Source organism: Candidatus Psyllophila symbiotica (genome assembly GCF_029910555.1).
GTDB lineage: Bacteria > Pseudomonadota > Gammaproteobacteria > Enterobacterales > Enterobacteriaceae_A.
In genome coordinates this window covers 114,567-139,679 of sequence record NZ_CP092142.1, presented here as the reverse complement: position 1 = coordinate 139,679, position 25,113 = coordinate 114,567, and the positions used below count along the sequence as shown (strand labels likewise).

The following is a 25,113-nucleotide window of genomic DNA, read 5'->3' as shown; positions in this document are numbered from 1 at the left end:
AAATTTTAAAAATGATAAAATTTAATTTTTTAATAGAAATCGGAACCGAAGATTTACCACATAAATCTCTTGTTTTAATTGCAAAATCATTATTTTATAATTTTATTATTGAATTAAATAAATATAAAATAAATTATTATAAAATTAATTGGTTTGCAACATCACGACGTTTAGCAATTAAAATAAATAACTTAAATATACTAAAATTTAACAAAAAAAAATTTTTATATAATAATTCAATTATTAAAAAAAAATCAATAATAAAATTATTTAAAAAAAAAATAATAAAAATAATTAATAATTCATTAAATAAACTAAATAATTTTAAAAAAATGAAATGGAATAATAAAAAAATACTTTTTATACGTCCAATTAGAAATATTGTTATTTTACTAAATAATAAATTAATCCCTGTTTCTATTTTAGGAATAAAATCAACAAGAAAAATTTATGGTCATCATTTTATGGGTATTAAAAAAATACTTATTAAAAATGCAAATGATTATCCAGATATTTTATTTTTAAAATGTAAAGTTATTGCAAATTATAATATAAGAAAATCTTTAATTATTAAAAAGTCAATTTTTAAAATTAAAAAAAAAATAGGTATTATTGATTTAGATAAAAAACTTTTAAATGAATTAACATCATTAGTAGAATGGCCAGTAATTTTAATTGGAAATTTTAAAAAACAATTTTTAAAATATCCTTTAGAACCTATTATTTATATTATGAAAAAATATCAAAAAATATTTCCAATTTATAATTATAAAAAAATTATACTACCTAAATTTATTTTAATTTTAAATATTAAAACAATAAATTCAAATATTATTATTAAAGATAATGAAAGACTATTAAATTATCGCCTTAAAGATATAGAAAATTTTTTTAAAAAAGATTGTAAAAAATCTCTAGAAAACAATTTAAAAAAATTAAAACAAATAATATTTCAAGAAAAAATAGGAACATTATATGAAAAAATTTTTAGAATTATAATTATATCTATTTTACTATCACATATAAATAAAAAAAATATTAATTATTCAATACGTTTAAATTTAATTTCAAAATGTGATTTAATTAAAAATATAGTAATTGAATTCCCCAAACTTCATGGAATAATAGGAATGTATTATTCGCATTATTATAAAGAATCAGAGATTATTTCCATTTCTTTAAATAAAAAAAAAAAAAAAAATTTTTTAAATAATAAAATTAAAAAAAAATTATTATTATCATCATTATTATTAATTTCTAATAAAATAGATTTTTTAGTTGGTATTTTTGGTATAGGAAACATTACTAAAAGTAAAAAAGACCCATTTGAAATACGTCGTAATGCATTATACATCTTAAATACAATAATTAAAAAAAAGATAAAATTAAATTTAAAAAATATTATTAAAAAAAATATTATATTATATGGAAATAAAATAAATAATAATAATGTTGTAAATGATATTATTAATTTTATATTTAAAAGATTTTGTTTTTTATATATTAAGAAAGGATATCCAAAAGAAATTATTAAATCTATTAAAAAATTTAAATTTACAAATATTTTAAACTTTTATAATCATTTAAAAGCAATCAAATTTTTACTAAATTTTAAAAAATCATATAATTTAATAAACTCTAATAAAAGAATTTTAAATATTATATATAAATCAAATAATATTTTTTATAAAAAAATAAAAATATCCTTATTAAAAGAAAAATATGAAATAAAATTATTTAAAAAAATAATTTTTTTAAAAAAAAAAATAAATAAATTAATTTTTAAAAAAAAATATAAAATTATTTTTAAAAAATTTATAAATATTAATAAATATATTAATATTTTTTTTAATAAAATAATGATAATGATTAATGAAAATAAAATATGCATTAATCGTTTAACTATATTAAATAAAATTAAAGAAATTTTTGATAAAATTGCAAATATTGCAATATTAAAATAAAATATTTATATAAATTTTAAGGATAAATATGACAACTATTTTAAGTGTAAGTAGAGACGGCAAAACAGCAATGGGTGGCGATGGACAAGCAACATTAGGTAATATAATTATTAAAACAAATTGTGAGAAAGTAAAATATATGTATAATAATAAAATAATAGCTGGTTTTGCAGGAAGCATATCAGATTCATTTAAATTATTTGAAATTTTTGAAAAAAAACTAGAAATTAATAATGGAAAATTAATTAAAGCAGCAATAGATCTTGCTAAAGATTGGAGAGATGATAAAATTTTAAGAAGATTAGAAACATTTTTAGCTGTTGCAAATAAAACAAATTCATTAATTATAACTGGTTTAGGAGATATTATTAAACCTGAACATAATTTAATAGGTATTGGTTCTGGAGGTATATATGCTTTAGCAGCAGCGCGTGTATTACTTGAAAATACAAAATTAAGTGCGCGTATAATTGTAGAAAAATCACTTAAAATCGCTAGTGACATTTGTATATACACAAATAAAAATATAATAATTAAAGAATTAAAATAAGGAAAAAACTATGTTAAAAATGACACCGCAGGAAATTGTATCTAAATTAAATTTATATATAATTGGACAAAAAAAAGCTAAACGCGCTATTGCAATTGCATTACGTAATCGTTGGAGAATATTTAATTTAAAAAAAAAAAGTAAAAAAGAAATAAGACCAAAAAACATACTTATGATTGGACCAACTGGAGTCGGAAAAACAGAAATTGCTAGAAGATTAGCTAAAATATCAAATTCACCTTTTATTAAAGTAGAAGCAACAAAATTCACAGAAGTTGGTTATGTAGGTAAAGAAATTGATTCAATTATTCATGATCTTGCAGATTCTACTTTCAATATTATTAAAAAAAAAAACAATAATATAAAAATAAAAAAAATATCTGAAAAAAAAATTATTAATATTTTAATAAAAAAAATTATTAAAAAAAAAAAAATTAAAAATATAAAATTCATTTATAAAATTTTAATACAAAAATTACATAATGGTGAATTAAATAATAAAAAAATAAAAATTAATTTTAAATTTAAAAAAATAGATTTTGAAATTATAAATTATACAAATATAAAAAAAACAACAAATGAAATACAAAAAATGTTTAAAAATTTTTATAATATAAAAAATAAAGAAATTAAAATTAAAAATGCTATTAAAATTATTACAAAAGAAGAAACATTAAAATTATTCAAAAAAAATTATAAAAAAAAAATTATTAATGACATAGAGCAAAACGGAATAGTTTTTATTGATGAAATAGATAAAATTTGCAGAAGTCAAAATTATAATAATAATTTCGAAATTTCAAGAGAGGGGGTTCAAAGAGATTTATTATCTTTAGTAGAAGGTTGTACTGTTTTGACTAAATATGGTAATATTAATACAGACAATATTTTATTTATTGCATCAGGAGCTTTTCATTCATATAAACCTTCAGATTTAATACCAGAATTACAAGGACGTTTCCCAATACAAATTAAATTAAAACCATTAAATATAAAAGATTTTAAAAAAATATTAATAGAACCTAAATTTTCATTAATAGAACAGTATAAAAAATTAATATTAACAGAAGGATTAAATATTGAATTTACAAAATGTGGTATATATAATATAGCAAAATCTGCGTTTATATTAAATAAAACTTATGAAAATACAGGTGCAAGAAGATTACATACTATACTAGAAAATTTATTGGAAGAAATTTCATATAATGCAAATAAAATAACAAACACAAAAATTATTATAGACAGTAAGTATGTTAAAAAAAAAATAAAAATAAAAACTATAAAAGAAGATTTAAATAAATTTATTTTATAATATTATACAAGATAATATTCATGTAAGGTAATTAAACCTTACATGAATTAAATAAATAATAATTTAAATTTAAAAATAAATTTATTATAAATTTATAATTAAAATAATTTATTTATTAATATTTTTAAAACGTTTATTAAATATATTAATTCTACCTCCTGAAGAACCATCACGTTGTGAGCCAGTATAAAAAGGATGACAATTATTACAAATATCTAAATTAGTATTTTTATATATTGTTGAAAAAACTTTAATTATATTTCCACAAGAACATTTAAAATTAACTTTTTTATACTTTGGGTGAATATTATTTTTCATTTTTTTAATTTCCTTTAATTTATTAAATATCAAAAATAATAAAATTATTACTTGACTATTCTAATATATATAATATATTATAATAAAAGTCCTCTTCGTCTAAGGGTAGGACACCGCCCTTTCACGGCGGCAATAGGGGTTCAAATCCCCTAGAGGACATAAATTTTAATTTATAATAATAAATATATTTAAAATTTAATATTATTAAAACAATTTAAAATTATTTAATATTTTTTTTATTTCTATTAACTAATTCTATATATGCCATAGGAGAATTATCTCCATTACGATAACCACATTTAAATATACGTGTATAACCACCTGGTCTATTAAAATAAATAGGTCCAATTTTTTTAAATAATTTACTTACAATTTTATTATCTCTTATTTTTGAAAATATTAATCTTCTATTTTTAATAATATCTATTTTAGAAATAGTAATAATAGGTTCTACAAAACGTCTTAATTCTTTTGCTTTAGCTAAAGTTGTTTTAATAATTTCATAATTTATTAAAGAACAAATTATATTACGTAACATTAATTTTCTATGACTACTATTTCTATTAAATAATCTACCAATTTTTCTGTGTCTCATATTTAAATCCAATTAAATTAATTTTTAATAATTTTTTTTTTTATGTTTTTTAAAAGGTGGCCAATTTTCTATTCTCATACCTAAAGATAAACCATGTGAATTCAATATTTCTTTAATTTCAGTCAATGATTTTTTACCTAAATTAGGTGTTTTTAAAAGCTCAACTTCAGTACATTGCACTAAATCGCCAATATAATGTATAGCTTCAGATTTTAAACAATTTAAAGAACGAACAGTTAATTCTAATTCTTCAACATTACGTAATAATATAGGATTAATTTTAGGTTTTTCCAATTTTATTTCTGGCTTTATAATACTACTTAAGTCCATAAAAATAGAAAATTGTTCTGCTAAAATAGTAGAAGAAGTAATAAATGCTAATTTTGAATCAATTATTCCATTTGTTTCTATTACAATAGTTAAACTATCAACATCATCCCTATCTCCAAAAACAATAGTTTTAACACTATAAGAAACATATTTAATAGGATTGAAACAAACATCTAAAAAAATTAAACCTATTTTTTTTTGACTACCCTTTCTTTGAATTACAGGGAAATACCCTCTACCTCTTTCAATTTTTATATTTATTGCAATATTTGATTTTACACTAGTTAAATTACAAATAACATAATTAGAATTTAAAATTTTAACATATTTATTATTATTCATTATATCTTTTCCAGTTAATTTACAAACACCATGTTTTTTAATATTAACAACAACTGAATTTTTATTTTCAATATTTATAACTAAAGATTTTAATTTTAATAATATTTCTAATACACTTTCTTTAACACCTTTTATAACACTATATTCATGTAATACTCCTTCTATTTCAATTTCTGTAACCGCACATCCTGGAATTGATGAAAGCAAAACACGTCTAATTGCATTACCAAACGTATGACCAAATCCCCTTTCTAAGGGTTCAAGAGTTATCTTTGAACTAACATCGGAAATTTTTTCTACTTTTTTAATAGTAGGTTTTAAAAAGTCTATATAAAACTTTGACATTTTAATATCCTCCAAAAAAAAATTAATAAAAATTATTTAGAATATAACTCAATTATTAATTGTTCATTAATATCAGGATATATATCTAAACGGTTAGGTAATCTTAACAAAGATCCTTGAAATTTAGAATGATCAACAATTAACCATTCAGATTTTTCTCTTTGTTTAAAAATATTAAAAGCTAATTTAATACGTTCTTGATTAATAGATTGTTTATTTATTCTAACTACATCATTTAATAATAATTGATAAGAAGGAATATTAACTACTTTATCATTAACTAAAATCGATTTATGACTAATTAATTGTTTAGCTTCAGCACGAGTAGAACTAAAACCCATACGATAAACAATATTATCTAATCTAAGTTCTATTAAACGCAATAAATTAACACTAGTACTACCTTTTAAACGATTTGCTTTTATATAATAATTTTTAAATTGTTTTTCTAAAATACCATAAATACGTCTCACTTTTTGTTTTTCACGTAACTGCAAAGCATAATCAGATAAACGTATTTTATGTACATTGATTTGGCCTGGTAATTTTTCCATATTACATTTTAAATTAATATCACGAACACCAGATTTTAAATATAAATCCGATTGTTCTCTACGACTTAATTTCAATTTAGGGCCTAAAAATTTTGCCATATTATACCTTAAAATTTAAACACGACGTCTTTTAGGAGCACGACAACCATTATGAGGAATTGGGGTAACATCTATAATACTAATTATATTAAAACCCAAAGAATTTAAAGATCTTATAGTAGATTCTCTACCAGAACCAGGACCTTTTATTTTAATTTGTAAATTTTTAACACCATATTTTTTTAACAAAATTGAACATCTTTCAGTAGCAACTTGCGCTGAAAACGGAGTTGATTTTCTAGAACCTTTAAATCCAGAAGCACCAGAAGATGAAGATACTAAAGTATTTCCTTTAAGATCTGTAATAGTAATAATTGTATTATTAAAAGACGAATATATATGAGCTATACCTTCTGAAATTTGTTTTTTATTTTTAATAATAACATCATTATTATTAGTTTTTGAATCTATTTTAACATCCGTTTTTGTATTTGTTTTTAAATCTGTTTTTAAATTTGTTTTTAAATCTGTTTTTAAATTTGTTTTTAAATTTGTTTTTAAATTTGTTTTTAAATTTGTTTTTAAATTTGTTTTTAAATTTGTTTTTAAATTTGTTTTTAAATTTGTTTTTAAATTTGTTTTAACATCATTTTTTTTATTTTTTTTTTTATTTATTTTAATATTTGTTTTTTTATTAATATTTTTATTAATCATAAAAACCTTATTTTCTAATTATCTTACGTGGACCTTTTGAAGTTCTAGCATTAGTTTTAGTTCTTTGACCTCTTACTGGTAATTTATTACTATGTCTCAAACCTCTATAACAATTAATATCTATAAGTCTTTTAATATTTAATTTAATATCTCTATGTAAATCACCTTCAACTAAAAAATTTGAAATATATTCACGTATAGAATCAATTGTTTTGATATTTAATTGTTTAATATTAATTTTTTCATTAATATTAAATTTAAGACATATTTTTTTAGATCTAGATTTACCTATACCAAAAATTGATGTCAATGCAATTAATATATGTTTATTTTCTGGAATATTAACTCCTGATATTCTTATCAATTTATCTCCTTAAATATTTAAAATTAACCCTGTCTTTGTTTATGTTTTAATGAAAAACTACAAACTACACGAATTATTCTATTTCTTCTTATTATCTTACAATTTCTACAAATTTTTTTAATAGAAGCACGAACTTTCATTATATTCTCACATTTTATAAATTATTACAATTAAATATTTATAATTTATTTTTTTTAAAAACAGAATTATATTGAGATGACATTAATAATATTTGTATCTGGGAAATAAAATCCATAATAACTAAAGTTACAATCAATATTGAAGTGCTACTTAAATAAAATGGAATTTTAATTATTTTATTAAATATTTCAGGTATTAAACATATAAAAATTATATATAATGTTCCTAAATTATTTAAACGTAAAACTATATTACTGATGTAATTAGAAGTTTTTATACCTGGACGTATACCATATATAAAACCACCTGATTTTTTTAAATTATTTGCAGTTTTATTAGAATCAAAAAATACAGGAATACTTACAAAACTAAAAAACATAATAAAATTAATATATAAAATCAAATAAAGAATTTTACCAGGTTGTAAATTAAAAATAATTTTTTTAATTATAAAAAATTTATTAAATTTTTCTATTAAAAACAATAATAAATTTGTTATAAAAAGCACAATACTTGAAGAAAAAATTGCAGGTGTTATACCAGATATATTTATTTTAATAGGTAAATAAATATTTTGATTTATATAAAATTTACATTTACTTAAATTATTTTTATAATTTATAAATATACGTCTTTGAGAACATTCTATAAAAATAATAAAATAAATTATTAAAAATAATAATATTAAAAATAAAAAAATTTTAAAAAAAACAAAATTATAAAAATATTTATTCAATAAAACAAAATTTATAGAAGAAGGTAAACCTACTAATATTCCAAAACAAATAATTATTGAAATACCATTACAAATACCTTTTTCAGAAATTTCTTCACCTAACCACATTAATATCATAGAACCAGTAATTAAACTTATTAATATAATTAAATAAAAAAAAACATTTTTATCAAAAATTAAATTATTAAACCCATAAATTTTATTAAAGTTTATAAATATAATTATAGATTGAATTATTGAAAAAAAAAAAGCAACATATCGAATAACCTGATTAATTTTATTTTCATAATTTAATGAATATTTATCAATTTTAATTAAATTAGGATAAATAAAATTAATAATTTGAATGATAATTGATGCTGATACATAAGGAATTAAACCTAAAGAAAATATTGAAATATGACTTAAACTACCACCAGAAAATATATTTAACATTTCAAATATATTATTATTATTATTTTTTAAAAAAAAATCATTTATAATATTAATTCCTGGTACTGGAATAAATGAACCAATTCTAAAAATAATTAAAATACAAATAAGAAAAATAAATTTAGATTTTAAAAGACAAATTCCATTTTTATAAACTTTAAATATATTTTCCATATTTTTATCCTTTTATATTTTTAAAAAAATCAATTTTTACATTTTTTGTTACAAATAAATTAAAAATTTTAAAATACTTATTAATTGAACCAGAAAAAATAATTTTAATAAATTTAATTTTATTATTCACTAATTTATATTTTTTTAAAATATTTAAATTTATATAATTTTCTTTAATTATATTTAATTCATATAAACGTATTTCTTTTATATATCTTTTTTTTTTAGAAAAAAAACCATATTTAGGTAAACGTCTATACAAAGGCATTTGACCACCTTCAAAACCTCTTTTAACAGTATTTCCAGATCTACTTTTTTGTCCTTTATGCCCTCTACCACAAGTTTTGCCCAATCCTGAACCTATTCCTCTACCTACGCGTTTTTTATTATTTTTAAAATTATTAAATGAATTTAACTTATTTAAATACATATTTTAATCCTGAATATTAATCATATAATAAATAAGTTTAATCATTCCATTTATAGATTTAGTATTTCTAATTTTAACAACTTTATTAATACGTCCCAATCCTAATGAAACCAATGTAGCTTTATGAGTTGGTTTTATACCTATAGAACTTCGTATTTGTTTAATTGTAATAATTTTATACATATTATAACTACCTCAAAAAATCTAAAGATAATTTATCACGCTTCAAAGAAATATATCTTATTGTTTTCATATTTATTAAAGCTTTAATAGTAGCCTTAACAACATTAATTGGATTAGTTGAACCATATACTTTAGCTAAAACATTTTGAACACCAACAACCTCTAAAACAGCACGCATAGCACCACCTGCAATAATACCAGTTCCTTCAGATGCTGGTTTCATAAATACAAATGTTCCTGTATATTTACCTGTAATAGTGTGATGTAAAGTATTTTTTTTTAAAACAATATTAATTATATTACGTCTAGCTTTTTCAGTAGATTTTTTAATTGCTAAAGGTACTTCTTTTGATTTACCATAACCAAAACCTATTTTTCCTTTTTTATTTCCTATAACTGTTAAAGCAGTAAAACTAAAAACTCTTCCACCTTTTACAGTTTTAGAAACTCTATTAATATTAATTAATTTTTCTTTAAATTCAATATTTTTTTCTTCAATAAACAATATTTAATTCCTTAAAAAATTAAACCAGATTCACGAGCAGATTCAGCTAATGCTTTAATTCTTCCATGATATTTATACCCAGATCTATCAAAAACAACTTTTTTAATACCTTTATCAATACAACGTTTAGCTATAATATTTCCAATTATAGAAGCAGAATATTTATTGCTAGAATTATTTGTAATTTTATTAATATTTTTTTCTAAAGTAGACGCAGATAGTAAAGTTTTATTATTACAAACTATTTGAGCATATATATTATGAGAAGTACGAAAAACAACTAATTTAATAACATTTTTTTTAATTTTAGTACGAATACTTTTAGCACGTTTTAAACGTTTTTTATTTTTACACATTTTTGAATCCTATTTTTTTTTAGTTTCTTTTAATTTAATAATTTCATTATCATAACGTATTCCTTTACCTTTATAAGGATCTGGAACATGAAATAATCTTATGTCTGCAGCAACTTGACCAATTAATTGTTTATTTGGACTATTTAATAAAATTTCATTTTTACTCGAACAATTCACAAAAACACCATTAGGTATAATATAATTTATTAAATGTGAAAAACCTAAAGATAAAACTAAATTATTATTTTTAATATTAACTTTATATCCTACACCAAATAATTTTAATTTTTTAAAAAACCCAATAGTTACACCAATTATCATTGAATTAATTATAGATCTAGCAGTACCTGCTTGTGACCATGAATATTTATTATTTTTGACAGTAGAAAAAAAAATTATATTTTTTTCTTTATTAATAATTACATTCTTATTAACAATATGTTTTAATTTACCATTTTTTCCACTAATCTTAATAATTTTATTAATTATATTTATTTTAACATTTTTAGGTATTAAAATTGATTTTTTAGCGATACGAGACATATTTACTCCATTAATAAACATAACATATAATTTCACCACCTATACCATTTTTTCTAGCTAAACTATCAGACATTATACCTTTTGATGTAGATATAATTGCAATTCCCAAACAATTCATAACTTTAGGTAATTCTTTATTTTTTTTATATACACGCAAACTAGATTTACTAATTCTTTTTATATTTTCTATAACTGGTTTATTATTATAATATTTTAAAATTATTTCTAAATATATTTTATTGCTAATAACTTTTTTATAATCTTTTATATAACCTTCGTCTTTCAATACTCTAGAAATTTCGTTTTTTATATTAGAGAACGGCATTATAATTTTTTTTTTTCTAATATTTTGTCCATTTCTAATATATGTTAACATATCTGAAATTGGATCGTGCATACTCATATATTCTCCAAATTTAAAAAATTTTTACCAACTTGATTTTTTCAAACCAGGAATATCACCACTCATAGCAGATTCTCTTAATTTTATTCTACTTAAACCAAATTTACCAATATATCCACGTACTCTACCAGTTTTAACACAACGATTACTATATCTCGATAAACTTGAATTACGTGGTAAAGATTGTAATTTAAAAATATAATTTAATTTTTTTTTAAATGAATATAATGTTTCTTTAATTTTTTTTTTAATTTTAATTCTTTTATTATAAAACTTATTTATTAATTTTATTTTTTTAATTTCTCTAATTTTAAGAGATTTTTTTGACATAATTTACCTATATTTCTTAAAAGGAAAATTAAAATACAATAACATTTTATAAATTTGATTATCAATTTTAGAATTAGAAACAATTGTTATATTTAAACCATTAATATTATCAATTTGATCAAAATCAATTTCAGGAAAAATAATATGTTCTTTTATACCAATATTATAATTACCAAAACCATCAAAAGAATTTAAAGATAAACCTCTAAAATCTCTAATTCTAGGTATAGCAATAAAAATTAATCTTTCTAAAAAATTCCACATTTTATTACCTCTTAAAGTTACCATACAACCAATTGGATTATTTTGTCTTATTTTAAAACTCGCAATTGATTTTCTAGATTTAGTAATTATAGGTTTTTGACCTGATATAACAGTTAAATTATTAAATGCAATATTTAATTTTTTTTTATTAAAACCTGATTCTCCTAAACCAATATTTAAAACAATTTTAATAATTTTAGGAACTTGCATTAAAGAAGTATAATTAAATTTTTTGATCATAAAATTTATAATTTTTTTTTTATAATAATTTTGTAATTTTTCCATTTTATCCTATTAATTATTTTATAATTTTATTATTTGACTTATATAAACGTACTTTTTTATTTTTAATAAAAGTAATTTTAACTTTATCAGATTTATTAGTATATTTATTAAATATAGAAATATTAGAAATATGAATAGGAAATTCTTTTTTAATAATACCGCCTGTTTTATTTAAAGATGGAACAGATTTTTGATGTTTTTTAAATATATTCATATTTTTAATAATTACTTTTTTTTTAGATATAATTTTTATAATTTTACCACTTTTACCTTTATTTTTTCCGGTAATTATAACAACAGTATCATTTTTTTTAATTTTATTCACCATTTAACCTCTTTTTAAATTACTTCAGGTGCTAAAGAAATAATTTTAGTAAATTTTTCGTTACGTAATTCTCTAGTTACAGGACCAAAAATACGCGTACCTATTGGTTGTAATGTTGTATTATTTAAAATAACACAAGAATTATTATCAAAACGTATCAATGAACCATCAGAACGTCGAACTCCTTTTTTTGTACGAACTATAACTGCTTTTAAAACCTCACCTTTTTTAACTTTACTATTAGAAATAGCTTCTTTAATTGAAATTTTTATTATATCACCAATATTTGCATAACGTCTACGAGAACCACCTAAAACTTTAATACACATTACTTTACGAGCTCCTGAATTATCAGCAACATTTAAAACAGTTTGTTCTTGAATCATTTAAACTCCAGTAATTTAAAAACATTTTAATTAAATAAATTATTTCAAATAATTTTTTTTTAAAATTTTCACTAATATCCAAAATTTTTTTTTCGATAATGGAGTAGTTGATTTAAATTCTACTAAATCACCAATATTACAATTATTATTTTCATCATGTACATAAAATTTAGTTGTTTTTTTAATAAATTTTTTATAAATAGTATGTTTTATTTTACGTTTAATAACAACAACAATAGATTTTATCATTTTATTACTAGTTACTATACCTTTTAATGTATTATCTTTTTTCATTTACATACTCTTTTATTAATAATTAAAGTTTTAATACGTGCAATATCTCTACGATTTTCTTTTAATAAATGTGTTTTTTTAAGTTGATTATTTCCTAATTTAATACGCAAACTAAATTTCTCATATAATAACATATATAATATACCATTTAATTCATTTAATGTTTTATTTTTAATATTTTTAAATTTCATAAAATAACCTTTTTTATTGAAAAAATAGTTTTCACGGGTAATTTACTTGAAGCTTGAACAAAAGCTTTACGTGCTAATTCTTCTGATACTCCATCTAATTCATAAAGAATTTTACCTGGTTTAATTAATGAAACCCAAAATTCGACATTGCCTTTTCCTTTTCCCATTCTTACTTCTAAAGGTTTTTTTGTAATAGGTTTATCTGGAAATATGCAAATCCAAATTTTACCTTGTTTTTTAATTGTACGATTTATTGACCTACGTGCTGATTCAATTTGTTTAGAAGTTATTCTTCCATGTTCGATAGATCTTAAACCAAACATTCCAAAATTAATATTATTATTTATTGATAAACCTTTATTACGTCCTTTTTGAGTTTTTTTAAATTTAGTTCTTTTAGGTTGTAACATTTATATTCCTAATCATTATTATCATCATTATCATCATTATTACTATTAATAATTTCATATATTTTTTTTTTAAAAAACCATTTATTATCTAATATTTCTCCTTTAAAAACCCAAACTTTAATACCTATTACTCCATATGTTGTATTTGCAATAGATGTATTATAATCAATATCAGCTCTTAAAGTATGCAAAGGCACACGTCCTTCACGATGCCATTCAGTTCTAGCAATTTCAACTCCCCCAATTCGTCCATTTAATTCAATTTTAATACCAATAGCACCATTATTAATAGCATTTTGTACTGATTTTTTAATAATACGTCTGAATATAATACGATGTTCTAATTGAAATTTTATATTATTTGATATTAATTTAGCATCTATTTCTGGTTTTTTTATTTCAAATATATTAATTATAGAAGGTATATTAACAAATTTACTAATTTCTTTACACAATATTTCTATATTATCATTTTTATTTTTAATAATACTATCAGATCTAGAGGTATAAATTATAATTTTAATTAATTTAATATTTCTATAAATTACAATTTTAGATAAAAATAATTTCATTAATTTTTTTTTAAGAAAACTTCGAATTTTAAAATCATCATTTAAATTTTTATTGTATTCTTTTTTATTTGCATACCATATAGAATTCCAAAACTTAATAATACCTAATCTGACACCATGCGGATTTACTTTTTGACCCATATAAAATCTCCAAAATTAATTATCAGACAATATTATATTAATATGACTAGTACGTTTTAAAATATAATCTGTTTTACCTTTAGCACGAGGGAAAATACGTTTAGATCGAGATCCTTCATCTATAAAAATTTTTTTAATATATAATAATTTAACATTTGTATTAATATTATAAATTTTAAAATTAGAAATAGCAGATTTTAATACTTTTTTAATTAGATTAGATGCTTTTTTAGAATTATATTTTAAAATTTCTAAAGCTTTAATTGCATTTTTACCTTTAATTAAATTAGAAATTAAACGCAATTTTTGAGCAGAAGAATTAGCATAACAATGTTTAGTAATTATTTCTTTATTCATTTTTTTTTCCATTTTTAGTATTTTTAATATTTTTAGTATTTTTAGTATTTTTAGTATTTTTAGTATTTTTAATTTTTTTATCTGCAGTATGACCTTTAAATATACGTGTAACAACAAATTCACCTAATTTATGTCCAATCATTTCATCTGTTATAAATATTGGAACATGCTTTCTACCATTATGAACAGCAATAGTTAATCCTATCATATTAGGAAATATTGTAGATCTACGTGACCAAGTTTTAAATGATTTAATCTTTTTGGTATTTAATATTTTTTTTACTTTAAAAAATAAATGTTTGTCAATATAAGGACCTTTTTTAATTGATCTTGGCATAATTATTACCTTATTTATTTTTATTTCTAAAACGTATAATTAATTTATTAGTGCGTTTATTAATACGAGTTTTTTTACCTTTAGTAGAAATACCCCAAGGAGTAACAGGATGTTTTCCAAAATTACGACCTTCTCCACCACCATGAGGATGATCAATAGGATTCATAGCTGTTCCGCGCACTGTAGGTCTTATACCTCTCCAACGTGATTTACCAGCTTTTCCTAATAAAGAAAGCATATGTTCTGAAAAACCAACTGCACCTAAAGTAGCACGACATTTAGAAAAAATTTTACGTATTTCACCAGAACGTAATCTTATTGTTACATATTTACCATCAATTGCAATAATTTGAGCATATGAACCTGCAGATCTAATTAATTGACCACCTTTACCAGGTTTTAATTCTACATTATGTATAATAGAACCAACTGGAATATTTTTAATAGGTAGACAATTACCTAATTTAATATTTATTTTTTCACCTGATTCAATTTTATCACCTATTTTTATTCCTTTTGCAGCTAAAATATATCTACTTATTCCATTTTTATATAAAATTAATGCAATATTTGCTGATCTATTTGGATCATATTCTAAACGTTTAACTTTTCCAATAATATAATCAATATTACGTTTATAATCAATCAATCTATAATGTTTTTTGTGACCTCCACCTATATGTCTAGTAGTTATTCGACCTAAATTATTTCTTCCACCTGATTTAGTTAATTTCTTAAGTAACAACTTATATGGTTTACCTTTATATAAACTTTTATTAATTAATTTATTAGCATGTCTAATACCAGGAGATGTAGGTTTATAATTAACAACAATCATTTTAATTCCTTTTATTTTATTTATTAAATAACAACTTTTTATATATTTAAATAATTTTATATTATTTTAAATTTTTAAAAGTAATATATACTTTTTTCCAGTCTTTATGGTAACCATAATTATTTTTATTAATTCTAAATTTTTTACCTTTTACTAATAATGTATTAATTGATTTTATTTTAATTCCAAAAATTTTTTGAACAGCATTTTTAATTTCATTTTTATTAAATTTTTTAATAACCCTTAAAACAGTTGAGTTACCATTTTTAATTATAAAATTTACTTTTTCAGATACATGTATTTTATATATAATATTTATTAATTTTTCATTTTTTATAATCATAAAATATTCTCAAAATATTTTAAAACTTCTAAAGTAGTTATTATATTATTAGAATTAATTAAATTTAAAATATTAATATTTTTAATATCATTTATTTTAATATTATAAACATTACGTGAAGATAAAAATAAATTTTTTTCAATTTTTTTAGTAATTATTAAAGTTTTTTTTTTAGGTATATTTTTTATTTTATTTAATAATACATTAGTTTTAGGAGAATTTATTGAAAAATTATTAAAAACTATTAATCTTTTTTGTCTTATTAATTCTGAAAAAATACATTTTATAGCACCTCTATACATTTTTTTATTAATTTTTTGATGATATTTTTTAAATTTAGAAGTAAAAGTAACACCGCCAGAACGCCAAATAGGACTTTTTAAAGAACCAGAACGAGCACGCCCAGTACCTTTTTGACGCCATGGTTTTTTATTTGAACCAGAAACCTCTGATTTATTTTTTTGAGATTTATTTCCACTACGATTATTAACTAAAAATGATATAATTACTTGATGAACTAATAATTTATTAAATTTACAGTTAAAAATAGATTTAGAAATATTTATACTATTATTAGTATCATTTAATAAAATTTCCATAACTATACTCCATTCTTTTTAATAGCTGGTTTTATTATAATATTTTTACCAATTGAACCAGGTATAGATCCTTTAATTAATAATAATTTTTTAATAATATCAATTTTAATAATTTTTAAATTTTGCACTGTAACACGTTGATTTCCTAAATGACCAGCCATTTTTTTACCTTTAAATACTTTACCAGGAGTTTGATTTTGACCAATTGAACCTGGTACTCTATGTGATAAAGAATTACCATGTGTACTATCTTGAGTATTAAAATTCCATCTTTTAACAGTCCCAGAAAAACCTTTACCTTTAGAAATTCCAGTAATATCAATAAATTGATTTTCTGAAAAAATATTTAAATCAATTTTTTCACCTAAATTAAATTTTTTTTTTTTAAAAACACGAAATTCCCACAAACCTTCTCCAGGAATTAAACCAGATTTTTTGAAATGTCCTTTTTCAGATTTATTATATTTTTTTTTATAACCTGTAGTAATTTGAATAGTAAAATAATTATTTTTTTTAATATTTTTAATTTGAGTAATATAATTATTTTTAATTTCAACAATACTAATTGGAATTGAAAAACCATTTTTTTTAAAAACTCTAGACATACCAATTTTTTTACCTACTAATCCAATCATATTTTAACCTTAAATTCATTCAAATTTTAAATAATATTAATTTTAATAAAAATTCCAGAAATTAATTTTATTTTCATTAATTTTTCAATAGTTTTAAAATTAGAAGTTATAATACCTAATAATCTTTTATAAGTGCAAATTTCATATTGATCACGAGCATCTTTGTCAACATGAGGTGATATAAGAATAGTAAATTTTTCTTTAATTATTGGTAAAGGTATTGGACCATAAATTTTAGCTTTAGTACTATAAGCAATATTAATAAATTTAAGTATTAATTTTTCCATTATTCTAAAATCAAATGATTTTAATTTAATTCTAATATGTTTTTTCATTAAAATAAATTTCCTTTTATAAAATTTTTTTTTTTTGATATTATAAAAAATTTATAAATTAAATATTTAATAAATATTTAAAATATAATAATAATTAAACATTTTATAAAATTAAAATTTTATTATTTAAACATATAAAATTATTAATATTTGATCATTTTAAAATATTTAATAAATTAAAATTTTAAATATATATTTTAATATAAAATATATTTTTAATTAATAAAAGATAATTTAATATTAGAATATCCAAAATATTCTCTTAATTGAGTTAATAACAAATTATTTATTTTAATATTCCATTGTTTACTACAAGATAATTTTAAAGTTATATTGCTTTCCTTATAATAAAACCATAAGGGAATTTTACCATTTTTATTTTTTTCTAATAATTTATATAAATAATTTAATAATTTACTATTAATTTTATCAATATCTATATATATTATTAACTTAGTAACATATTGTTCTCTAATTGTATTAATATTAAATAATTCATATACATACATTTTATATAAATTTTTGAAATTATCAAAAAAAACTTCACCACTAACAATTAAAATAATGTTTTTTTTAATAATATTTTTATATTTTTTTAATACATTATTAAATAAAATAATTTCTAATCTATATGTATTATCATCTAAAATACATATACAAATATATTTATTATTTTTAGTACATATAATTTTATAATATATTACTAATCCAGAAACAATTTTTATATTATTTTTCCTTGTTAAATTTAAATCTTTTAAAAGTATTCCTCCTGTATAATATTTAATTTCTTCAATATACTGAGTTATAGGATGACCAGTTAAATATAAACCAAGTGTATCATGTTCTTTTTCTAATATTAATGATTGAGGTAAAGATATAAAATTTTTATATTTATTTATAATCTCTTTAGGAATATCTTTTAAAATATTAAACATACTTTTTTGACCAATTTTAATAAATTTTTTATAATATTCAGTAATTTTAATTATATCCTGTAATATATAATTTAAAAAAGAACGATTTTGTTTTGTGTAATCAAATGAACCTGAAAAAATTAATTTTTCAAGTATTCTTTTATTAATTATTTTTTTATCAATAAAAATACAAAAATTAAATAAATCTTTAATTTTTAAATTTTTATTACGTATTTTAATAATATATTTTACTGTTGATTCACCTAATCCTTTAATTGCACCTAATCCCCAAATAATATTTTTATTTTTATTAACATTAAAATTATATAAACTTTTATTAATATTTGGCGGTAAAATATTTAATTTCATACGTTTACATTCATTAACTAAATTAACTAATTTTTCAGTATTTTGCATTTCCGAAGTCATTATTGAAGCCATAAATTCTAAAGGATAATATGTTTTTAACCATAACGTTTGATAAGAAATAATAGAATATGCTACAGAATGTGATTTATTAAAACCATAACTAGCAAATTTATTTAATAATTCAAAAATTTTAATTGAAAGTTTTTTATTAAAATGTTTTTTAATAGCACCAATTACAAAATTATTTTTTTCTTTATTCATATTTTTGATTTTTTTTTTACTCATAGCTCTTAATAAAATATCAGCTGATCCTAAAGTATAATTAGATAATATTTTTGCTATTTCAATAACTTGTTCTTGATATAAAATAATACCATATGTAGATTTTAAAATAGGTTTTAAACATTTATGTTCCCATTTAATATCTGGATATGAAATTTTTTCGATACCGTGTTTACGATTAATATAATTTTGAACCATTCCAGATTTTAATGGACCAGGTCTAAATAACGCTATTAAGTCTACAATATCATTAAAAGAATTAGGTTTAATTTTTCTAATTAAATCTTTCATACCATTTGATTCAAGTTGAAAAACTGCAGTAGTATTTGCTTCTTTTAATAAATTATAACTTTTTTTATCATTTAAAGGTAAATTTAAAATATTTATTTTTTTTTTAATACTAAAGTTTGAATTTATCATATTTAATGAATAATTTATAACAGTTAATGTTTTTAAACCTAAGAGATCAAATTTCACTAAACCAATATTTTCAATATCAATTTTATCAAATTGAGATAATGGGTTTTTACCTTTTGAATCAAAAAATAAAGGAGTAAAATTAGTAATTTTACCTGGTGATATAACTATACCTCCAGCATGTTTACTAATATTTTTAATAATTCCTTCTAATTTACAAGAAATATCAATTAATACTTTAGCTTCGACATTTTCTTGATATATTTTTAAAAATAATGGTTCTAAATTAAAAGATTTGTTTAAAGTTATTCCTAAATCTATTGGTACTAATTTAGCAATACGATCAATAAAATTATAAGAATACCCTAAAACTTTACCTACATCTCTAATAGCTGCTCTAGCTGCTAAAGTACCAAATGTAATAATTTGCGCTACTGATTTATGACCATATTTATCTTTAATATGATTAATAACTTTGTCACGTTTTTCAATACAAAAATCAATATCAAAATCAGGCATTAATATACGTTCTGAATTTAAAAAACGTTCAAAAATTAAATTATATTTAACAGGATCTATATCTATAATATTTAATACAAAAGCAACCAATGAACTACTACCTGATCCTCTTCCAGGACCAACCATTATTTTATTATTTTTAGCCCATTCTATAAATTCCATAACTATTAAAAAATAATTTGAAAATTTAATTTTATTAATAACTTTAAGTTCTTTATTTAAACGTTTATAATATTTACATCTTATTAAAATATTAAGTTTATTATTATATAACATATATTTAATTTTTTTTTCTAAATTTTTTTTAGTTATAATATTTAAATATTTATAAGATGATATTTTTTTATAAGTAAAAATAGGTAAAAAAAACTTACCCAAATTAATAATAACATTACAACGTTTAGATATCTCAACACTATTTATTAAAGCTTCAGGAATATCTTTAAATAATTTACACATTTCATCTTCACTACGTAAAAATTGTTTATTACTATAATTTTTAATACTTAAATTATTCATATTTAAACGAATTTTATGTATATCATAATCTTCTTTATTTAAAAAACAAACATCATTTGTAGCTACTAATGGTAAATTTCTAATTTCTGCAATTGGAATAATTTTATTTATATAATTTTCTTCATTTTTACGATTAGTTCTAATAATTTCTAAATAATAATTATTTAAAAAATATTTTTGATAAAAATCTAATGTATAATTAATTTGATCATAATCTTCATTAATTATAAATTCTCCAATATCACCAAAATAACCTCCAGATAATATTATTAAACCATTTCTATATTTTTTAAGTAAATTATAAGTAATATAAGGTCCTAATAAATTTGTATAACCATTTTCATAAATTTTAGTAATTAATAATTTTAAATTTTTATAACCTTCATTATTAGAAGCTAAAATTGTTAATTGTGATATTTTTCCATTAATATTTTTAATATTAAAATCAATTCCAATAATAGGTTTTATATTTAATTTGTATGCAAATTTATAAAATTTTAAAATCCCAAAAAAACAATTAAAATCTGTTAAAGCTAAACATAAAATATTTAGCTTTTTAGCTTTTTTTAATAAATCATTAATTTTAATCAATCCATCAATAAAAGAATAATCACTATGTATATGTAAATGAACAAATTTATTTTTTATCATTTTAATCATAAATTTATTAAAACTTAAATTATTTTAATAAATATAAATAATTATATAGTATTTATTAATAAATTTATTAAAACTTAAATTATTTTAATAAATATAAATAATTATATAGTATTTATTAATAAATTTATTAAAACTTATTATATTTAAAATTTAATTATATAAATATCAAAATGTTTATTATATTTAAAATTTAATTATATAAATATCAAAATGTTTATTATATTTAAAATTTAATTATATAAATATCAAAATGTTTATTATATTAAAAGTAATTCTTTTTCTTTTTTAATTAATTTTATATTAATTTTTCTAATATAAATATCAGTTTCATCTTGAACATCTTCTTCCATTTTATTTTTAATATCTATACTTATTATTTTATTTTTATGCATAGTTTTTATCTTTAAATTTGACTCTCTTCGTATTTTTCTAATTAAAATTCGACCATTTTCAGATTCACAACGAACATTTTTAATTAATTCCTTTCGACGTTTTTCATTTATTTGAGGTAAATTAATAATTATATCATTATTTAAAATATAAACTGTTAAATTTAAATTTGATTTTATAATTGAATTTTTCACAATATTAATCAATGAAATATCAAACAAATTAATTTTAATTGTATTAAAATCAATTAAAATTATATGAGAAACTTTATTTAAACTAATATTAGTACCATAACAATTAATTAAAATATCATCTAATATTTTAGTTGAAGTTCTACCTACAAATATTTTATTTATTTTTTTTTTAAATGAATTATAAACATTTAACATTAATTTTTTATTTTCAGTCACAACATTTTCTAACATTTTTTTATTCCTTTTAAATATATTTTAAATAATATTAATAATATTATTAATATTATTAATATTATTAATATTATTAATATTAATTTAAAATACTTATTATTTTATTATAATAAATTTTAAAATATTTATAATATCTCACCAAGTTCATAACATATAAAATTATAAATAATAGAATTTTTTTTATTTATTATATTTTTAATTTTTTTAGAAATATCAAAAATAAAATTTTGATTCATTAAAGTTATATTATAAATATATTTTTTAATTTTTCCTAATAATATTTTTTTTAAAAAATCTTTTTTTTTTCTAATTATAATATTTTGTATTTTATATTCATTTATAATAAAATTATAAAAAATATTCTCTATATTTATAAATTTAGGTTTTTCAGAAGCAATATGCATAGCAATTTTTTTAAGTATTTTTTTTTGTATAAATTTAGCATTTATTAAAACACCAATACGATTATTATGATTATAAATTTCTATAATATTTTTTTTTAATATATTAATACGTCTGATATTAACATTTTCGTTTATTTTATTAAATAAATCAACAATTTTTTTTTTATATAAAAAATTTATTTTCTCAATATTTTTAATATATTTAAAATTATTTTTAAGTAAATTATTAATAATATTATTTGAAAAAGTTAAAAATTCAGAACTTTTAGCAGCAAAATCAGTTTGACAATTTATTTCTAAAATAATACCAAAATTATTTAAATTTTTAACTATTATAACACCATTAATAATTTTTTTTTTTTTTTTTTTTAAAATTTTTAATATTCCTAATTTTCTCATTTCAATAATTGCTTTTTTAATATTTCCATTAGTTAAAATTAAAATATTTTTACAATCTAATAAACTAGCTCCCGTAATATTTCTAATTTTTTTAATAAGATTAATATCAATTTTATTCATATAAATCCTTTTAATTTTTTACATATTTAAATGAAAACTTCTATATATTGCAATACCTTCATTAATAGCTAAAGTAATATTATTTAAATAAAATTTAATAGCATAAATAGAATCATCATTACCAGGAATAATATAATCAATACCTCTAGGATCAGAATTAGTATCTACAATAGAAAAAACTTTTATTCCTAATTGATTTGCTTCTTTAATTGCAATTTTTTCATAATTTGAATCTATAACAAAAATAGCATCAGGTAAATTTTCCATATTTTTAATTCCATCTAAAGATTTTTTTAATTTTATAAGTTTATTTTTATATAATAATGATTCTTTTTTAGTTAATTTATCTAAAATACCATTTTGTAATTGAATTTCTAAATTATTTAATTTTAAAATAGAATTTTTAACAGTTTTCCAATTAGTTAACATACCTCCTAACCAACGATGATTAACGTAAAATTGATTACAATTTTCAGCATATACTTTAATTGCTTTATATGCAATAAATTTAGTACCAATAAATAAAATTTTTCCATTATATGATGTAATTTTAATTAATTCATTCATAGCTTTATTAATCATTAATAAAGTTTTTTCTAAGTTAATAATATGTATTTTATTTTTAATACCAAATATAAATTTTTTCATTTTAGGATTCCAATATCGAGTTTGATGCCCAAAATGCACTCCTGATTTAACCATATCATAAATAGATATTTTAAACATTAATATATTCCATGTTATGTTAATATTTAATATTTATAAATTAATTAATAAATAATAATTAATTTATAATTTTAAAAAATATTTTTATAAATTAAAATAATATTTTAAATAAATTTAATTAAAATAAAATATTTAAATATATAAAAAATGATAATTAAAAATTTTGATGAAATAAAAAAAATAAGAACTTCATGTTATTTAGCATCACAAGTATTAGAAATGATTAAAAAATATATTATACCAGGTATAACAACAAAAAAATTAGATAAAATATGTAATTTATATATTATTAATAATCAAAAAGCTATACCTGCATGTTTAGGATATAAAGGTTTTCCTAAATCAGTTTGTATTTCAGTAAATGATACAGTATGTCATGGAATACCTAAAAATAAAAAACTTAAAAATGGTGATATAGTTAATATCGATGTTACTATTTTAAAAAATGGATTTTTTGGTGATACTTCAAAAATGTTTTTAGTAGGTAAAGTTAAAAATTCTAATAAATTATTATGTAATATAACACAACAAAGTTTATATTTATCTATATATAAAATTAAACCAGGAATAAAATTAAATACAATAGGTAATAATATTGAAAAATTTATAAAATTTAAAAATAATTATTCTATTGTTAAAAAATATTGCGGTCATGGAATTGGAAAAAAATTTCATGAATTACCTAATATTTTACATTTTAAAAATAATAATAATATTATTTTAAAAAAGGGTATGATTTTTACAATTGAACCTATAATAAATTTAGGAAAAAATAAAGTATTTATTTTAAAAGATGGTTGGACTGTTAAAACAAAAGATAAAAGTTTATCAGCACAATATGAACATACAATATTAGTAACATCTAATGGATGTGAAATAATGACTATACGTAAAAATGAAAATATTCCAAAAATAATTATAAATAAATAATTATAAATAAAATATTTTAATTAATATTAAATTATTTATTAAATATATATTTTTAAATAAAAAG

The 25,113-nt window shown here is 18.5% G+C and carries 37 protein-coding genes and 1 tRNA gene; 5 read left to right on the top strand and 33 right to left on the bottom strand.

From position 1 onward, the window contains the following. Positions 1–11: 11 nt before the first annotated feature. The 3 genes from glyS to hslU are packed head-to-tail and all read left to right on the top strand — an operon-like array spanning position 12 to position 3,829. The gene (gene glyS / locus MEJ61_RS00760; protein ID WP_459563385.1) at positions 12–1,964 is read left to right on the top strand and encodes a glycine--tRNA ligase subunit beta; all 1,953 of its coding nucleotides are present in this window, start codon (positions 12–14) and stop codon (positions 1,962–1,964) included. A gap of 28 nt (positions 1,965–1,992) precedes the next feature. Continuing rightward, the gene (gene hslV, locus MEJ61_RS00755; protein WP_459563191.1) at positions 1,993–2,514 is read left to right on the top strand and encodes an ATP-dependent protease subunit HslV; all 522 of its coding nucleotides are present in this window, start codon (positions 1,993–1,995) and stop codon (positions 2,512–2,514) included. A gap of 10 nt (positions 2,515–2,524) precedes the next feature. Next, on the top strand, positions 2,525–3,829 hold the full coding sequence (hslU, locus tag MEJ61_RS00750) for an ATP-dependent protease ATPase subunit HslU (protein WP_459563190.1): 1,305 nt from the start codon (positions 2,525–2,527) through the stop codon (positions 3,827–3,829). Between the two features lie 108 nt (positions 3,830–3,937). Here hslU and rpmE read toward each other — a convergent pair whose 3' ends face one another. Then, positions 3,938–4,147 carry a 50S ribosomal protein L31 gene (gene rpmE / locus MEJ61_RS00745; RefSeq protein WP_459563189.1) on the bottom strand — a complete coding sequence of 70 codons (210 nt, stop codon included), beginning with the start codon at positions 4,145–4,147 and terminating at the stop codon, positions 3,938–3,940. Between the two features lie 88 nt (positions 4,148–4,235). Here rpmE and MEJ61_RS00740 point away from each other — a divergent pair. Continuing rightward, positions 4,236–4,306 (top strand) — tRNA-Glu (locus tag MEJ61_RS00740). A 61-nt stretch (positions 4,307–4,367) separates the two neighbouring features. On the opposite strand, the gene rplQ is transcribed toward MEJ61_RS00740, so the two are convergent. The 32 genes from rplQ to rpsB form a co-directional block, all read right to left on the bottom strand. Next, complete coding sequence (gene rplQ, locus MEJ61_RS00735) at positions 4,368–4,742, bottom strand: 50S ribosomal protein L17 (protein WP_459563188.1); 375 nt, start codon at positions 4,740–4,742, stop codon at positions 4,368–4,370. Between the two features lie 24 nt (positions 4,743–4,766). Beyond that, on the bottom strand, positions 4,767–5,759 hold the full coding sequence (locus tag MEJ61_RS00730; protein WP_459563187.1) for a DNA-directed RNA polymerase subunit alpha: 993 nt from the start codon (positions 5,757–5,759) through the stop codon (positions 4,767–4,769). 32 nt (positions 5,760–5,791) lie between these two features. Then, positions 5,792–6,412 carry a 30S ribosomal protein S4 gene (gene rpsD, locus MEJ61_RS00725; protein ID WP_459563186.1) on the bottom strand — a complete coding sequence of 207 codons (621 nt, stop codon included), beginning with the start codon at positions 6,410–6,412 and terminating at the stop codon, positions 5,792–5,794. A gap of 15 nt (positions 6,413–6,427) precedes the next feature. Beyond that, on the bottom strand, positions 6,428–6,793 hold the full coding sequence (gene rpsK, locus MEJ61_RS00720) for a 30S ribosomal protein S11 (RefSeq protein ID WP_459563364.1): 366 nt from the start codon (positions 6,791–6,793) through the stop codon (positions 6,428–6,430). A 280-nt stretch (positions 6,794–7,073) separates the two neighbouring features. Next, positions 7,074–7,430 (bottom strand): 30S ribosomal protein S13, encoded by a 357-nt coding sequence (rpsM, locus tag MEJ61_RS00715; protein ID WP_459563185.1) that lies wholly within the window; start codon positions 7,428–7,430, stop codon positions 7,074–7,076. Between the two features lie 23 nt (positions 7,431–7,453). Then, entirely contained in the window at positions 7,454–7,570 is a 117-nt protein-coding gene (gene rpmJ / locus MEJ61_RS00710) for a 50S ribosomal protein L36 (RefSeq protein ID WP_459563184.1), read from the bottom strand. A gap of 38 nt (positions 7,571–7,608) precedes the next feature. Further along, positions 7,609–8,913: a preprotein translocase subunit SecY gene (secY, locus tag MEJ61_RS00705; protein ID WP_459563183.1), complete on the bottom strand. Its 1,305-nt coding sequence runs from the start codon at positions 8,911–8,913 to the stop codon at positions 7,609–7,611. 4 nt (positions 8,914–8,917) lie between these two features. Further along, positions 8,918–9,343, bottom strand: a complete 426-nt coding sequence (gene rplO / locus MEJ61_RS00700) for a 50S ribosomal protein L15 (protein ID WP_459563182.1) — start codon at positions 9,341–9,343, stop codon at positions 8,918–8,920. A gap of 3 nt (positions 9,344–9,346) precedes the next feature. Next, a complete protein-coding gene (gene rpmD, locus MEJ61_RS00695; protein WP_459563181.1) occupies positions 9,347–9,526 on the bottom strand; it encodes a 50S ribosomal protein L30 in 180 nt (59 codons plus the stop codon). 7 nt (positions 9,527–9,533) lie between these two features. Next, complete coding sequence (gene rpsE, locus MEJ61_RS00690) at positions 9,534–10,034, bottom strand: 30S ribosomal protein S5 (protein WP_459563440.1); 501 nt, start codon at positions 10,032–10,034, stop codon at positions 9,534–9,536. Between the two features lie 8 nt (positions 10,035–10,042). Next, positions 10,043–10,387, bottom strand: a complete 345-nt coding sequence (gene rplR / locus MEJ61_RS00685; RefSeq protein WP_459563384.1) for a 50S ribosomal protein L18 — start codon at positions 10,385–10,387, stop codon at positions 10,043–10,045. Between the two features lie 9 nt (positions 10,388–10,396). Then, positions 10,397–10,930, bottom strand: a complete 534-nt coding sequence (rplF, locus tag MEJ61_RS00680; protein ID WP_459563362.1) for a 50S ribosomal protein L6 — start codon at positions 10,928–10,930, stop codon at positions 10,397–10,399. Between the two features lie 10 nt (positions 10,931–10,940). Then, the gene (gene rpsH, locus MEJ61_RS00675; RefSeq protein ID WP_459563179.1) at positions 10,941–11,333 is read right to left on the bottom strand and encodes a 30S ribosomal protein S8; all 393 of its coding nucleotides are present in this window, start codon (positions 11,331–11,333) and stop codon (positions 10,941–10,943) included. Positions 11,334–11,357: 24 nt separating this feature from the next. Further along, positions 11,358–11,663 (bottom strand): 30S ribosomal protein S14, encoded by a 306-nt coding sequence (gene rpsN, locus MEJ61_RS00670; RefSeq protein WP_459563178.1) that lies wholly within the window; start codon positions 11,661–11,663, stop codon positions 11,358–11,360. Positions 11,664–11,666: 3 nt separating this feature from the next. Beyond that, a complete protein-coding gene (gene rplE / locus MEJ61_RS00665; RefSeq protein ID WP_459563177.1) occupies positions 11,667–12,212 on the bottom strand; it encodes a 50S ribosomal protein L5 in 546 nt (181 codons plus the stop codon). Between the two features lie 13 nt (positions 12,213–12,225). After that, positions 12,226–12,540, bottom strand: a complete 315-nt coding sequence (gene rplX / locus MEJ61_RS00660; protein ID WP_459563176.1) for a 50S ribosomal protein L24 — start codon at positions 12,538–12,540, stop codon at positions 12,226–12,228. Positions 12,541–12,551: 11 nt separating this feature from the next. Next, positions 12,552–12,923 carry a 50S ribosomal protein L14 gene (rplN, locus tag MEJ61_RS00655; protein ID WP_459563175.1) on the bottom strand — a complete coding sequence of 124 codons (372 nt, stop codon included), beginning with the start codon at positions 12,921–12,923 and terminating at the stop codon, positions 12,552–12,554. A 39-nt stretch (positions 12,924–12,962) separates the two neighbouring features. Then, positions 12,963–13,217, bottom strand: a complete 255-nt coding sequence (rpsQ, locus tag MEJ61_RS00650; RefSeq protein ID WP_459563174.1) for a 30S ribosomal protein S17 — start codon at positions 13,215–13,217, stop codon at positions 12,963–12,965. Beyond that, the gene (gene rpmC / locus MEJ61_RS00645) at positions 13,214–13,408 is read right to left on the bottom strand and encodes a 50S ribosomal protein L29 (RefSeq protein WP_459563173.1); all 195 of its coding nucleotides are present in this window, start codon (positions 13,406–13,408) and stop codon (positions 13,214–13,216) included. The genes rpsQ and rpmC overlap by 4 nt, the downstream gene beginning before the upstream one ends. Further along, the gene (gene rplP / locus MEJ61_RS00640; protein ID WP_459563172.1) at positions 13,405–13,818 is read right to left on the bottom strand and encodes a 50S ribosomal protein L16; all 414 of its coding nucleotides are present in this window, start codon (positions 13,816–13,818) and stop codon (positions 13,405–13,407) included. Before rplP ends, rpmC begins: the two co-directional genes overlap by 4 nt. 8 nt (positions 13,819–13,826) lie before the next feature. Further along, positions 13,827–14,531: a 30S ribosomal protein S3 gene (rpsC, locus tag MEJ61_RS00635; protein WP_459563171.1), complete on the bottom strand. Its 705-nt coding sequence runs from the start codon at positions 14,529–14,531 to the stop codon at positions 13,827–13,829. A 15-nt stretch (positions 14,532–14,546) separates the two neighbouring features. Next, complete coding sequence (gene rplV, locus MEJ61_RS00630; protein WP_459563170.1) at positions 14,547–14,888, bottom strand: 50S ribosomal protein L22; 342 nt, start codon at positions 14,886–14,888, stop codon at positions 14,547–14,549. Beyond that, on the bottom strand, positions 14,881–15,225 hold the full coding sequence (rpsS, locus tag MEJ61_RS00625) for a 30S ribosomal protein S19 (protein WP_459563383.1): 345 nt from the start codon (positions 15,223–15,225) through the stop codon (positions 14,881–14,883). The genes rplV and rpsS overlap by 8 nt, the downstream gene beginning before the upstream one ends. 10 nt (positions 15,226–15,235) lie before the next feature. After that, a complete protein-coding gene (gene rplB, locus MEJ61_RS00620; RefSeq protein ID WP_459563382.1) occupies positions 15,236–16,063 on the bottom strand; it encodes a 50S ribosomal protein L2 in 828 nt (275 codons plus the stop codon). 61 nt (positions 16,064–16,124) lie between these two features. Next, positions 16,125–16,406, bottom strand: a complete 282-nt coding sequence (rplW, locus tag MEJ61_RS00615; RefSeq protein WP_459563168.1) for a 50S ribosomal protein L23 — start codon at positions 16,404–16,406, stop codon at positions 16,125–16,127. Continuing rightward, positions 16,403–17,005, bottom strand: a complete 603-nt coding sequence (gene rplD, locus MEJ61_RS00610; RefSeq protein ID WP_459563167.1) for a 50S ribosomal protein L4 — start codon at positions 17,003–17,005, stop codon at positions 16,403–16,405. Before rplD ends, rplW begins: the two co-directional genes overlap by 4 nt. A gap of 2 nt (positions 17,006–17,007) precedes the next feature. Then, a complete protein-coding gene (gene rplC, locus MEJ61_RS00605) occupies positions 17,008–17,640 on the bottom strand; it encodes a 50S ribosomal protein L3 (protein WP_459563166.1) in 633 nt (210 codons plus the stop codon). Positions 17,641–17,666: 26 nt separating this feature from the next. Then, complete coding sequence (gene rpsJ, locus MEJ61_RS00600) at positions 17,667–17,975, bottom strand: 30S ribosomal protein S10 (protein WP_459563165.1); 309 nt, start codon at positions 17,973–17,975, stop codon at positions 17,667–17,669. A 215-nt stretch (positions 17,976–18,190) separates the two neighbouring features. Continuing rightward, entirely contained in the window at positions 18,191–21,646 is a 3,456-nt protein-coding gene (dnaE, locus tag MEJ61_RS00595; RefSeq protein ID WP_459563439.1) for a DNA polymerase III subunit alpha, read from the bottom strand. Between the two features lie 266 nt (positions 21,647–21,912). Further along, positions 21,913–22,470: a ribosome-recycling factor gene (locus MEJ61_RS00590; protein WP_459563358.1), complete on the bottom strand. Its 558-nt coding sequence runs from the start codon at positions 22,468–22,470 to the stop codon at positions 21,913–21,915. A gap of 125 nt (positions 22,471–22,595) precedes the next feature. Continuing rightward, complete coding sequence (tsf, locus tag MEJ61_RS00585; protein ID WP_459563381.1) at positions 22,596–23,393, bottom strand: translation elongation factor Ts; 798 nt, start codon at positions 23,391–23,393, stop codon at positions 22,596–22,598. A gap of 18 nt (positions 23,394–23,411) precedes the next feature. After that, positions 23,412–24,119, bottom strand: coding sequence for a 30S ribosomal protein S2 (gene rpsB, locus MEJ61_RS00580; protein ID WP_459563438.1), 708 nt, complete (start codon positions 24,117–24,119; stop codon positions 23,412–23,414). Positions 24,120–24,266: 147 nt separating this feature from the next. Here rpsB and map point away from each other — a divergent pair, with 147 nt between their 5' ends. Then, complete coding sequence (map, locus tag MEJ61_RS00575; RefSeq protein ID WP_459563355.1) at positions 24,267–25,049, top strand: type I methionyl aminopeptidase; 783 nt, start codon at positions 24,267–24,269, stop codon at positions 25,047–25,049. Positions 25,050–25,113 lie beyond the last annotated feature (64 nt).